We start from the raw sequence: 12,491 nt of genomic DNA, 5'->3' as shown, positions 1-12,491 counted from the left end.
CTTGTTTTAGATTTGAAATGGTGTAGTTAATGCTGGTGCAATTAGCGTGAGTAGGGCTACTTCGCACTGACCGTAATATCACCATCAGATGTCGTCAGGCGGTATTGCACGGCTGCTGACTGGTTGACCTGGTACTCACCGCCATCGGACAGGGTGTGGTTGAAGATGCGCAAGTCACCATCGTTAGTGCTAGCTTTAATGCCGGTTGTTCGGGACGCGGTTGCTCGAATATCACCGTCACTGGCTGTAGCGGATAAACTTTCAGTGATGCGATTATTATTGAGCATAATATCACCCTCGCTACTTGTTAGTTTAAGGGCTTGGAACCGATTATTGGTTAGATGGATGTCGCTATCAGCGGTTATAATTTTTGAAGCAGTCTTGGTAAAATGACTGTCGGTGATGCTGATATCTGGATCGTTATTGATTTGTAGACTAGGCGCCGAGACACGAGTTAACCGTAAATTATCGCCGGTCAACGTCAGCGACTGATTGACTTTGACATCCGTTAAATTAATATCGCTATCCGTACTAAGACCTTTCAATTGGTCGACGGTGACGTTTTGCAGCGAAACGTTACCACTTTGACTAGCTTTGGCGGTTATTTGATGAATAGTAGTTCCTTTAGGCACCGTAATTATTGTCGTGTCAGCAAATTGTCCGACGTTATCGAACATGAAGCCCACGGTTTTGGCGTTGTGTGTCGTTGAAGTAACAGTGACGTGACCGTTGTTGGTCGTAACAGTTGGTAAGGCGCGCGTGGCGGTAACCGTGATATTAGCAGCTGTGCCTTGCTTAATAGTAATATTGTTGGCCGTTGCAATCGTGATATCTTTTAGCTGACTGACGTGGTAGCGCCGCGTCTTATGGCGAACAATGTGAAAACCCTGGTCCCAATAGACGCTTTGAATACCGTTATTGGCAATTCCAAACATGATTAGAAGCAGTCCAACAACTAATAAAATAATGCCAACTCTAATTGTCCTTCGCATGCTGCCGACCCCCTCGTTCCGCCCGGTTTTTCTTAACAAATCGGTGGTATAAGTTTTGTACGATTTTGGCAATTCCTTGCAAAATGAGACTAATCAACCAGATAAATAGTGGTAGAACTAATAATTCGGCGCCAATAATGGCAAGACCGCTACCTAGGTAGAATAGTGCGACCCATAGCGACTGGCCGAAGATACCGATGCCGGCTGTTAGCATGGCAAATGCGAGGATGGTCACGCCAACTAAGATGGCACCCGCTGCAATCACGAATGCAAAGACGGTAACGGCCAAGGCAAAGAAGACCGCTAAAATAGCTATTAATGCGGGAATTGTGATCGGTGTTGATAATAAAGCAAGCACAATTAGCCAAATCGTGCGTACGGTTGCTTGAGATTTTTGCCGTTTAGAAGTATTAGCGTTGAGATTTTCGTTAAAGCGAATCGAATAATCGGCTAACACTTTCCGAGCCAATTGTTTAGGCGTTCCCAGTTCGGCAACGCAGTCATCATAATTGGCGATTGCCGCGTCTAGTAAGTATTCGCGATAAAATTCAACGACCTCGTCGCGTTCATCATCGGTAAGTTGAACGAGTAACGCGTTAAACTTGGATAAGTAGTCGTTCATGGTTCATCCTCCCCCTGAAGTAAGTGGTTAATGGCCAAGTAATAGGTTTGCCACTCTTGTTGAATCGCACTCAGTTGTGTCAAGCCGGCGCTCGTAATTTGATAATAGCGGCGATTGCGGCCCTGAAAGGCCTGATCGTAAGTCGTGACCCAGTCATTTTTCTTGAGTCGGCGAAGCACTGGGTAGAGCGTCGATTCGGACACCGAGATGGCGGCTTGCAAGCGCTGCGTTAGTGCGTAACCATAGTAATCTTGGCCTTTAAGGCAGGCTAAAACACACCCGTCCAATAACTCGGAACTAATTTGAATGGCCATTGCTATCCCTCCTGCTATATTATACGTCGTATAGTATTGCTCAATGAGTAGTATACAGTGAAGTGAAACTAACTGTCAAACTTAAATATTAAAATAATGATAAAAGGTAAACTGCTTTTAGCCACTAGTAAACGCAAAACGTGCTTGCTAACGGTGACTGAAATAGGCCCGTACTAAAGCTTAAAATCATGATGCTCAGCGAATACCAGCTGTCCGGTACGCAAGGGTGATACTATACTGATCTGATAAGGCCTAGAAAAATGACTGATTTCGATATATAATCATTATATTGAAATATTAATACAGTTAATTGTCATGGCTGAGTTAATTATTATCGATAATATTATGACGGAGGGCAATTATGGAAACGGACATGAAGAATTGTGTGGTTTGTGGTGAACGAATTCCCTAAAGTGCCCAGTATTGTGAAAAATGCGGCAGTGGACAACCGACAGTTGCTGCCGATAAGCGGAAAGACGCGGAAACGACGACTTTAAAGCAGCCGCATCATCAAAAAAAGAGCATACGGACGTGGTGGTTTTGGTTGCCACCACTTGTCTGTGCGCTAGTCATCGTCTTTGAAATCGGGTTTAATTTGTATCAGGCTAAAGAAGCAAACGCGGTTGCGGCCAATATCCAATCAGAAATCCGTGCGAATAAAGCCGAATATGGCAAGGTTAAAGTGAGTTGGAATGGTAGTGCCATGCGCGTGCGGATATCAAAGTAAGCGCCAGTTATTGAAAGTGTCGATCAGGGCAAGACCGCTTCGTGGCAGTCACTAGCGACGACACTTCAAAGTCGTTCTGAAAAGATCGCGAAGAACCACAATCAAAAATATTCACACATTGAGGTTTTGTCGTCTAAGAATACCAAATATATGTGGTTGGAAGTCAATCATGGCAGGATGAAATTCAATATTGCAAATCAGTTGAATTAGCTGGCCGGCTCGCGACATAGGCAAGGGGTTAAATGGTCCCGGATGGTGTTTAGCAACATGATGAGTGATAAAAAGATGGTCGCTGAAAGACGCCAACATACACAAAAAGCCCGGCTTTCCGGGCTTTTTGTGTGACTATCAACGGTATGCTATCAAATCGATTGCGATGGCTATTTGTTCGTGACGTTACCACCAAAGTATTTATTAGACAGTTTCTTTAAGGTGCCATCCTGACGGAGTTCTTGAATCGCTTTGGACAGTTGCTTTTGAAGCTTGGCGTGCTTTTTAGTGACGATTGCGCCAATCTTTTGCGTTTTGATTTCTGAACCACCACTGATGAATTTCAAGCTGGCCTTTGGATTCTGCTTGAGGTAAGCATAGAACGCTTCTCGTGAGTTAATCGTTCCGGCGACGCGACCTTGGTTCACGAGGTCGATCGATTGTTGAAAGCCATCGGTCGGTGTGACGGTCGCACCTAAGCGTTTGGCATCGGTCGCATTATTACTAGTCGTTGTTTGGGCAACCTTCTTGCCTTTGATATCCGTGATCTTGTTAATCGAGGAACTCTTTTTGACCGCTAATTCAGACTTGGAGTAGATATAAGGCGTAGAGAAGAGGTATTTTTGTTTACGTTGCGCAGTTTCGGCGATATCGTTGATGACCACGTCGTATTTGTCGACATCCAGGCCAGCAATCAAGGAGTCGAATTTCGTTGGGACGAACTTTGCCTTGAGACCGAGCTTCTTAGCGACGGCCTTACCAAGGTCGACTTCAAAACCAGTCAGCTTGCCGTCTTTACGATAGCTATAAGGCTGAAAGGTGCCTTCTAGCCCGATCGTCAGCGTGCCGCTCTTTTGCAATTTGAGCTGACTACTCGTGCTAGAAGTGCTGTTTTTGGATGAGCTAGAATTACCGCAGGCCGTCAAGGTTACTGTTAATGCGAGTCCTAAAATTGTTAAACTTACTGCTTTGAGCCATTTTTTCATATCGATTACCCCCGTAGAGCTATATTTTTTTGACAAAAAAAGTCGTCCTTTATCGAAAAAGGACGACTGCTGATCGTGGTACCACCTTAGTTTCCAAGCGCGTGCACAACGCTTGGCTCAATGAGTTATTCACTCAGTACGCTAACGGGTACGACGCGTTACTGGCTTGCTAATGCTCACCAATACCATTTAGAGACCATCTTCGTGTCACTGTCCGACCGTTTTACACCAACCAACGGCTCGCTTTGCGTGGCAATCACACTACTCATCTCATCACAACGTTTAGATATTGAGGTCAGTTTACAAGACTATATAATAATTGTCAAATCAAAATCACATTTTTTGTTAATTAAAATGTCATTTTCAGAAAGCGTGGGAGGTACGCTCATCAAAAAAACGTGCGCCTGACTGGATTTTCCAGTTAGATGCACGTTAACTCAAATGAATGCTATTGGTTTGCTTTGTCCGAAATCGTGGTGAACGTCATCGCGGCTAAGAAGTCGGCGATGCGTTGCGTTGGCTGCTTAAAGAATTCAGCAGGTGTTCCGTCGAACAGAATTTTGCCATCTTCAACAAATAAGATCTTATCCGCAACTGCGCGGGCAAATTCCATGTTGTGAGTGACGATAATCATGGAGTCTTCTTCCTGAGCGAGGGCCAGTAGCACGCGGAGCACACCAGCTTCGAGTTCGGGGTCTAGCGCACTAGTTGGCTCATCTAACAAGATGAATTCGGGATCCATCGCTAACGAGCGCGCAATCGCGACCCGTTGTTGTTGCCCACCGGATAATTGTTCGGGGTAAGCGTCGGCCTTATCTTGCAAACCGACCCGGGCCAACAATTCTAACGCGGACTTTTTAGCCGTCGCGGGATCCTTCTTTAAGACTTGCACGGGGCCTTCCATGACATTTTTAACAACGCTGAGATGGGGAAACAAATTGTAACCTTGAAAGACCATCCCGGTTTTACGCCGAATGTTGAGAATCGTTTTATTAGTCAACGGTTTAGCAAAGTCGATGGTTTCGTCATTGAAGTGGTATAAACCTTGTTCGGGCCGTTCAAGCAAATTTAGTGACCGCAGTAAGGTTGATTTACCAGAACCCGATGGGCCAACGATGACGGTCGTCTGGTGTTCTTTAAATTCAGTATTGATATCGGTTAACGCCTGGTGATTGCCAAACGTCTTATTTAAGTGTTCTAATTTGATCATTCGACAACCTCCTAATTAAGTGGCCGTAAGTAACGTGACGTCCGCTTTTCCAAGTAGCCTTGTAGCCAGCTGAGAATCGTACATAGAATTGCGTATAGGGCCGCAACTAGGGAGTACATCACGAGCGGTTGATAATTTTGAGCGGCAATTTGTTGGCTGACTTCGAACATTTCAATAATCGTAATTGAAGCGGCCAAGGAGGTGTCCTTGACTAAGCTAATAAAACTATTGGATAGTGGCGGTAACGAGACTCGCGCAGCCTGCGGCAAAATAATCCGTTTGAGGACTTGTGACTTGGTCATGCCGATCGAGTAGGCTGCTTCCCACTGACCTTGAGGAATGGAGAGAATTGCGGCGCGAATCGTTTCCGCACAGTAAGCCCCGGTGTTCAGTGAAAAAGTGGCAATCCCAGCGGTCCAGGGATCGAGCTGGACCCCATTTGGGAAAATTCCTTTAATCTTAAGGTAGGGAAGCCCGAAATAGACGATAAAGAGTTGTACCAGTAGTGGGGTACTCCGAAAGAGCCAGACGTAGAAGTTAGCGATGGCTTTCAGAATTAAAAACCAACCACGACGAGTCGAAATCTTGACGAGGGCCGTAAAAATCGCCAGTATCAAACCGAGAATAAATGAAATGATGGCAATCGGAATGGTATATTTTAAGCCCGCTGCAGCAATTTGCGGCGTTGATGTGACAATGATGTGCCAGATTGAATCCATAGGGAGCCTCCTGTAACAAATTAGAATTTGGTGCTATGTATCCCGCCATAACAGCGGGCAATGGTGCTTTACTTATCAGTAACGTTACCACCAAAATACTTATTGGACAATTTCTTTAACGTACCGTCCTTACGTAATTCTTGGATTGCTTTCGAGATTTGTTTTTGCATCTTAGGGTGTTGCTTAGTGACGATGGCCCCGATTTTCTGTGAGGCAATGTGATCGCCGGAATCAATCAACTTAATGTTAGCCTTCGGATTCTGCTTGAAGTAAGCGTAGAAGGATTCACGAGAGTTAATGGTCCCAGCGACGCGGCCTTGTGAGACAAGGTCGATCGATTGTTGGAAACTATCAGTTGGGGTGATGGTTGCACCTAAACGTTTAGCATCCGTTGCGTTATTACTAGTCGTTGTCTCGGCGACTTTCTTACCCTTAATATCAGTAATCTTACTAATTGATGAGTTCTTCTTGACGGCTAATTGTGATTTAGAATAAATGTAAGGGGTCGAGAAGAGATACTTCTTCTTTCGGGCCGCCGTTTCGGACATGTTATTCATGACAACGTCGAATTTATTTGTGTCTAAACCAGCTACTAACGAATCGAACTTCGTTGGCACGAATTTAGCTTTTAATCCCATCTTCTTGGCAACAGCTTTCCCGAGGTCGACTTCAAAACCAGTTAACTTACCATCTTTACGGTAGCTATATGGTTGAAAAGTGCCTTCTAAGCCAATCGTCAACGTCCCCGATTTTTGCAATCCGAGGTCGTTAGACTTTGAACTGCTACTAGTATTGCTACCACAGGCGGTCAATGTTACTGCTAAACCTAGCCCAAGCACTGCAACGCCTAATTTTTTAACCCATGACTTCATGATTCACACTCCTAGAAATTTTTCACAACACTCCTAGTTTATCCGAAAATGAAGCTGTTAACAAAAAATAAGCATTGAGTGTCGCAAACGGACCAATGCTTATTTCATAATCGGCTAGTATAGCGTTAGTGTAGCGAATCAGAGAAGGACTGTCAAACCCTTTTTTATCAGTAAAAGTAACGCAAACGCGGACCTTGAAACTAATATAGTATAAATGGTTACAAAGCGTGCTGCTTATTCGGTATGGCTGATGAGCAACAAAACGCTAATGTTCAGTCACACGAACACTCACTACCGCGGGCGGCGGCCATCAAAAAATGCGACTAATCGTAATTACTCCGATTAGTCGCATGCTGAGTGGGTCAAGTTAGAATTGGGTTGCAAATGAGGTGGCCGGAACGATTACTGGCGCTGGTTGTAAGATGTGGCCGAGGCGTTCGATCCCTAGCGTAATGGTCTCGACATCCAGGCTGGTGAAGTTCAACCGGAACCCATTCTTGACCTTGCGACTTGCGAATTGGCAAGCGGACGGCACGTAAGCAACGTGTGCTTGTGGTAAAACCACGTCATTGAGCAAAGCTTTTGCATCAATCCCTTCTGGCAGGGTCACCCAGATGAAGAACCCCCCGTTGGGACGGGTGTAGTGGACATCCTGTGGGAAGTATTGATCGAGTGCGGCTAGCATGGCGTCACGTTTAACCCGGTATGAAGCGCTGATGGTAGCAACGTGGTCGTCGATGTCGTGCTGATCCAGGTAGCTGTTGATTGCAGCAAGTGTGACGTTAGGTGATTGAACATCGATTGCGGATTTAAGTCCGACCAATTCGTGCATGATCATGTCGTCAGCGACAATCCAGCCCGTTCGTAATGCTGGGGAAAGAATCTTCGAGAAACTTGAGATGAAGATGACGCGGCCCTCAGTATCATAGTGCTTGATGGCTGGAATGCTTTGGCCACTGTAACGGAGGTCCCGGTATGGGCTGTCTTCCAAAATGATGACGTCGTACTGATTGGCAAGGGCAACGAGCGCTTGACGACGCTTGGCGCTCATCGTCGTACCCGTTGGATTGTGGAAGTCAGGAATCGTATAAATTAATTTGATTTCAGGATGCGCCTTCAAGGTTTTGCGAAGTTGACGAATGTTCATCCCATTATCATCAACCGGAATTTCGTAGTAAGTCGGTTCGTAAGTGTCGAAGGCGGCTAAAGCCCCCATGTAAGTCGGACCTTCGACGACCATAGCATCTCCATGGTTCAACATGAGCTTTGCCACGAGGTCGATGGCTTGCTGGCCACCTTGGGTCATCATGACATTGTCGGCACTAACCTGAACGTCAGCGTGAGTTGCCATTCGATCCGAAATTTTTTGGCGTAATGCTGGTAGTCCTTGAGTTGATGAGTACTGGAAGATGCCTTGACCATCGTGTTCGATAGCATCACGATAAGCTTGCTTTAAGTCGTTGTCAGGGAATAAGTGCTGATCTGGAAAACCGCCAGCGAAGGAAATGTTTTCCGGGTTTGCACTATTCTTGAAGACTTCATCGAGGTCGGAAGTGTCATTGTTTAACACGCGATTTGCAAATAATTTTTTCATAATAAATTTCCCCCACTCAGTTTTTTGCACTTAAACTGTTTTCTTTGATTATCAATATGATAAAATAAAGCTTGTAATTAGTAAAACTCAACTTTTTCAATAATAAGTGAAATAAATTCACTTAAGGGAGGTAACTCATTATGGCAAACTTCGCATATGAGGTCTTTTCAACGGTCGTTGCGCAACACACATTCTACCAAGCGGCTGCTACGCTTAACGTTACGCCAAGTGCCGTGAGCCATTCGATCAATCAGTTAGAAAAGGAACTGGGGTTTCCGCTATTCATTCGTAACCGTTCAGGCGTTGAACTTACTAGTGATGGGCGGCAGGTTTTACCCTATGTTCAAGAAATCCTGAACACGGAAAGTAACTTGCGACAAGTCGCCGATAACATTCAAGGATTACACTCTGGATCGGTACGAATCGGCGGTTTCAGTAGTGTTTGTATCAACTGGTTGCCCCGAATTATTCGCGAATTTAATCATAAATATCCTGATATTAAGATTTCAGTCATGCAAGGTAATTTTAATGAAATAACCAACTGGGCTAAGATTGGGACCATCGATATTGGGTTTACGTCGATGCCAGTCAATGAGAACTTGCTGGTGCACTCGCTGATCAATGATCCAATCTATTGCGTGACGCCCGCTGATTTTATCCCAGAAAACGGGGAATTCATCACGACTGATGATGTTGCGGATAAGAACTTTATTCTACAACAAAGCGATTATGACCGGGACACCAAGCTAGCGCTGGATCACTACCACGTTACGAATAACTTTTTGCGTTTCTCGATTGATGACCAATCCATTATTTCAATGGTAGAATCCGGCTTAGGCATGGGCATTTTGCCCCAACTAGCACTACGGAAGCTAACTGGTGATGTCAACACGTTCTCCTTTGCCGAACCCTACAATCGTGAAATTGCCTTGGTTGCCAACAAAACGCAGGCGACTGCACCTTCGACGGCTATCATGATCCGGGCTATTAAGCAGTTTTTGACCAAGGAGTATCCGGATCAGATGTTGTGGCAGTAGCAAGTTTAGACCGCGCATTGGTGTCGCAAGCCTGGACTTCAGCTGGCTGCTATTAACGAAAGGTGTCCGACGACTAGATTGTGCCATGAGAGCTAAAAATAGCCGCTTTTCCAGTAGACCAGGTTGGTGGTCAGGAAAGGTGGCTATCGATGTTTTTAGATAAGCACGCCGAGCAAAAATGACGGCGAGGTCGATTGAGCTAGTGAAATCAGTTTATAAATGTTTGAATCGTATTGCCAATTTGGTGGTTGTTGAGTAAGCCAGATTGGGTTGGCCATGAGCGCAACACCTTTTGTCGATAGACTTTCACTACTGGCTTGAAGATAGATTGACCGGCCAGGGCACTTTGAAGTGGTAAGGGTTGGTCAGCCTTGATGGCTTTGCCGGCAATAATCAACACTTGTATCTTGGTATCGATGGTATGGCGTTGCGCAATCATTTTCGCTAGTGTAGTCGTTTGTGACTTGGTGGCAACTGGTGTCGTTTTGCGCCGACTATTATTTTTGCGGCTGGTGCCGTTAAATGGGGTGGCCATCAGCACAAGGTGTTGTGGGGATAAACTGGTTGTCGTGTGTGCGACATAGTTAGTGGCAATGATGCCGCCACGACCATAACTGACAAGGTTAAACTGGCGAAATTTGAATTGCTGCTGAGCAGCGGTCAAGAGTTGCTTTAATAATTGCGTTTGCAGGGTGGAACTAACATTTTGGGGTAGTTGTACTTGTATGTAGGGTCGGTTGTCACTGTTGAGCAATTGTCCCTTGAATGTCACGGCTCCCGTCGCAGTTATTTTGGCGGTGACCAGTGTTTGGGTGGCACTACTGTTTTGAATGTTGGTCGTTAACTGTTGGACCTGGTTGTGAGTTAAGCGGTTATCTAATAAGAGTACCATCGGAATGCGTTCCGTCGAAGTTACGGTTACGTTGGTGACCGGTTTCGCTTTATGAACTTGATGTTGCCATAGCATGATACCGCCAATCATTGCCAGCAAAATTGCGAGCCAGGCGGCACCTGTCAATACTTGTTTTGTCGTTGCTTTCATATTTCCCGTTACTCCATATCTCCAAATAAACTGCACTTTTAATGTAAGCTAGTCACGGTCAACTTGCAACTGTTTATACACTTTTAAACAGCAAAAGTCCCGACCAAGTATATTTGGTCGGGACTCCTTAAAGGTATCAGTCATGTGCTCCGAATAGGGCGGAGACTGATGCTTTAAGATTACATATGGTACTCAAAAAGCATCACCCCCTTTCATTAATTGTCCGTAGTTTAGCCCCATTTAGTGGTCAGGTCAACTAATTAGTTCGCAAACGGACTAAACGCGGTATAATAGAACTCCTTGGCAGGGGCACCCCGCAGTTGCGGGGTACTTAATAACTGAATTTTCAGTTGAATGAGGTGCATCGACGGATTAGTCGGGCGCCTTTTTTTGCATTATCGCAGTTAGGCGCCGATTCTGGGAGTGAAATTAGTCTGGAAAGTTAATAAATTAATTCTAGTCACAATAAGTTAATGGTTAATCACGATGGGCCTAAATCTTTAACTCTTGATTGGCAGAATCACTAAAATTTAGAATGAAATCGGGCAAGTATAATTAAATTTCCCACGGTTACCAGCACTATCTGGACGGGGCCTTTCAATAAATTGGTACGGCCTAATTAAGAACTTAAGCTTTTCTTTAAAAAGTGCTACCGCAAGCGCGTATTAAATGGTAAATTAATAGAAGTAGTTTTGTCATATTTCTTACATTCATAGGGAAGAGGGATTATTCACATGGTCTTTAACTTGGTAGTTAATATTATTGGGATTGTGGTTTTTATTGCCATTGCCTACTTATTCTCCAAGCAAAAGCACGCCATTAACTGGCGTTCAGTTGGTGTCATGTTAGTACTAGAAGTCTTATTGGCATGGTTCTTAACGGGTTCACAAGTCGGTGTCGACGCGGTCAAAGCGGCGGCGGATGGCTTCACTTGGCTCGTCAATGTGTCATACGATGGGATCGCCTTTGCGTTAGCTAGTTGGGTCAACGTTAAGTCGATGGACTTCGTCACTAGTTCATTATTACCAATCTTGTTGATTGTGCCATTATTCGATATTTTAACCTATATTGGCGTATTACCATGGATTATCAAATGGGTTGGCCGGGGCTTAGCTTACATTACTGGTCAACCAAAGTTCGAATCATTCTTCGTTGTTGAAATGATGTTCTTAGGTAACACGGAAGCCCTCGCTGTTTCGCAGTTACAATTGAAGCAGATGAAGGCGCAACGAAACTTGACGATTGCGATGATGTCAATGAGTTGTGTGACCGCATCAATTTTAGGGGCTTACATTAAGATGATGCCTGGTCAATTCATTTTGACGGCGGTGCCAATGAACGTCTTGAACGCGGCCATTGTGGCGGCAATCTTGAATCCGGTCGATGTTAAGCCGGAAGAAGATACCATTGCGAAAATCTCTGGTAGTGCGGCTGTTGAAGAAACTACTGCCACCACTGAAACGAGCGGTTCTGAAGAATTAGCTAACGAACAAGTTAAGGAAGCTAAACCAGCCCGCGAACCATTCTTCTCTTTCTTAGGCGATTCAATCTTAGGCGCTGGTCGCTTGATCTTGATTATTGCCGCTAACGTTATTGCTTTCGTGGCGTTAGCCAAATTAATTGATAAGTTATTAGGCTTGATCAATAGTAACTTATCCCTTGAAAACATCTTTGGGGTTATCATGTTCCCATTTGCATGGTTACTTGGCTTTAACCCGAGTGATGCTTTCCAGATGGCTTCATATATGGGGACGAAATTAGTCACAAACGAATTCGTTGTCATGGGTGAAGTTTCCAGCAAAGTAAACGATTTTGCGCCGCATTTCCGGGCAGTCTTAACGGTCTTCTTAACGTCCTTCGCGAACTTCTCAACGATTGGGATGATTATCGGGGCCTTCAAGGGAATCGTTGACCGTGAAAAGAACGATTTGATCTCACGGAACGTTGGTTACATGCTATTATCTGGGATCCTCGTCTCCTTATTATCAGCCGGTGTCGTTGGGCTGTTCGTTTGGTAGTCGACGATATAATTGAATCTTGAATTAAACCTAAGAGTGTCAGCCTTTTTAGCTGGCCTCTTTTTTTATTAACGCATAATTGAGGCGTCGGTGAGTCTGAGGATATTTTTAATGGCAAAATATTCAAGGCCGTTCATGAATTCGACTA

The 12,491-nt window shown here is 44.8% G+C and carries 12 protein-coding genes and 1 other annotated feature; of the genes, 3 read left to right on the top strand and 9 right to left on the bottom strand.

Annotation, left to right across the window (positions count from 1 at the left end; genetic code table 11):
- Window positions 1-56 precede the first annotated feature (56 nt).
- The 3 genes from V7R88_RS12905 to V7R88_RS12895 are packed head-to-tail and all read right to left on the bottom strand — an operon-like array spanning window position 57 to window position 1,928.
- Window positions 57-992 carry a DUF4097 domain-containing protein gene (locus V7R88_RS12905; RefSeq protein WP_057717410.1) on the bottom strand — a complete coding sequence of 312 codons (936 nt, stop codon included), beginning with the start codon at window positions 990-992 and terminating at the stop codon, window positions 57-59.
- Window positions 976-1,614, bottom strand: coding sequence for a DUF1700 domain-containing protein (locus V7R88_RS12900; RefSeq protein WP_057717411.1), 639 nt, complete (start codon window positions 1,612-1,614; stop codon window positions 976-978). Before V7R88_RS12900 ends, V7R88_RS12905 begins: the two co-directional genes overlap by 17 nt.
- A complete protein-coding gene (locus tag V7R88_RS12895; protein WP_054399637.1) occupies window positions 1,611-1,928 on the bottom strand; it encodes a PadR family transcriptional regulator in 318 nt (105 codons plus the stop codon). The genes V7R88_RS12900 and V7R88_RS12895 overlap by 4 nt, the downstream gene beginning before the upstream one ends.
- Window positions 1,929-2,472: 544 nt before the next feature.
- Between V7R88_RS12895 and V7R88_RS12890 the strand changes: the two genes are divergently transcribed.
- Window positions 2,473-2,655 (top strand): hypothetical protein, encoded by a 183-nt coding sequence (locus V7R88_RS12890; RefSeq protein ID WP_226319836.1) that lies wholly within the window; start codon window positions 2,473-2,475, stop codon window positions 2,653-2,655.
- Window positions 2,656-3,035: 380 nt separating this feature from the next.
- Here the strand turns inward: V7R88_RS12890 and V7R88_RS12885 are convergent, their stop codons facing one another.
- From V7R88_RS12885 to V7R88_RS12865, 5 genes are all read right to left on the bottom strand, one after another.
- Window positions 3,036-3,851, bottom strand: coding sequence for a transporter substrate-binding domain-containing protein (locus tag V7R88_RS12885; protein WP_054399634.1), 816 nt, complete (start codon window positions 3,849-3,851; stop codon window positions 3,036-3,038).
- Window positions 3,852-3,906: 55 nt separating this feature from the next.
- Window positions 3,907-4,137 (bottom strand) — a binding site (T-box leader).
- Window positions 4,138-4,299: 162 nt separating this feature from the next.
- Window positions 4,300-5,061 (bottom strand): amino acid ABC transporter ATP-binding protein, encoded by a 762-nt coding sequence (locus tag V7R88_RS12880; RefSeq protein ID WP_054399632.1) that lies wholly within the window; start codon window positions 5,059-5,061, stop codon window positions 4,300-4,302.
- Window positions 5,062-5,072: 11 nt separating this feature from the next.
- Window positions 5,073-5,780 (bottom strand): amino acid ABC transporter permease, encoded by a 708-nt coding sequence (locus V7R88_RS12875; protein ID WP_072535320.1) that lies wholly within the window; start codon window positions 5,778-5,780, stop codon window positions 5,073-5,075.
- Between the two features lie 68 nt (window positions 5,781-5,848).
- On the bottom strand, window positions 5,849-6,652 hold the full coding sequence (locus V7R88_RS12870) for a transporter substrate-binding domain-containing protein (RefSeq protein ID WP_003643450.1): 804 nt from the start codon (window positions 6,650-6,652) through the stop codon (window positions 5,849-5,851).
- A gap of 367 nt (window positions 6,653-7,019) precedes the next feature.
- The gene (locus V7R88_RS12865; protein ID WP_054399628.1) at window positions 7,020-8,246 is read right to left on the bottom strand and encodes a PLP-dependent aminotransferase family protein; all 1,227 of its coding nucleotides are present in this window, start codon (window positions 8,244-8,246) and stop codon (window positions 7,020-7,022) included.
- Between the two features lie 140 nt (window positions 8,247-8,386).
- On the opposite strand from V7R88_RS12865, the gene V7R88_RS12860 reads away from it, so the two are divergent.
- Window positions 8,387-9,283: a LysR family transcriptional regulator gene (locus V7R88_RS12860; protein WP_003643448.1), complete on the top strand. Its 897-nt coding sequence runs from the start codon at window positions 8,387-8,389 to the stop codon at window positions 9,281-9,283.
- Between the two features lie 208 nt (window positions 9,284-9,491).
- On the opposite strand, the gene V7R88_RS12855 is transcribed toward V7R88_RS12860, so the two are convergent.
- Complete coding sequence (locus V7R88_RS12855; protein ID WP_057717025.1) at window positions 9,492-10,325, bottom strand: alpha/beta hydrolase; 834 nt, start codon at window positions 10,323-10,325, stop codon at window positions 9,492-9,494.
- A 734-nt stretch (window positions 10,326-11,059) separates the two neighbouring features.
- Between V7R88_RS12855 and V7R88_RS12850 the strand changes: the two genes are divergently transcribed.
- Window positions 11,060-12,343: a NupC/NupG family nucleoside CNT transporter gene (locus V7R88_RS12850; RefSeq protein WP_054399624.1), complete on the top strand. Its 1,284-nt coding sequence runs from the start codon at window positions 11,060-11,062 to the stop codon at window positions 12,341-12,343.
- Window positions 12,344-12,491: the final 148 nt, after the last annotated feature.

The sequence above is a fragment of the Lactiplantibacillus argentoratensis genome (assembly GCF_037290055.1).
Lineage (GTDB): Bacteria > Bacillota > Bacilli > Lactobacillales > Lactobacillaceae > Lactiplantibacillus > Lactiplantibacillus plantarum.
Note: the sequence above shows the minus strand (reverse complement) of the source record. Positions and strands in the feature narration are given on the sequence as shown.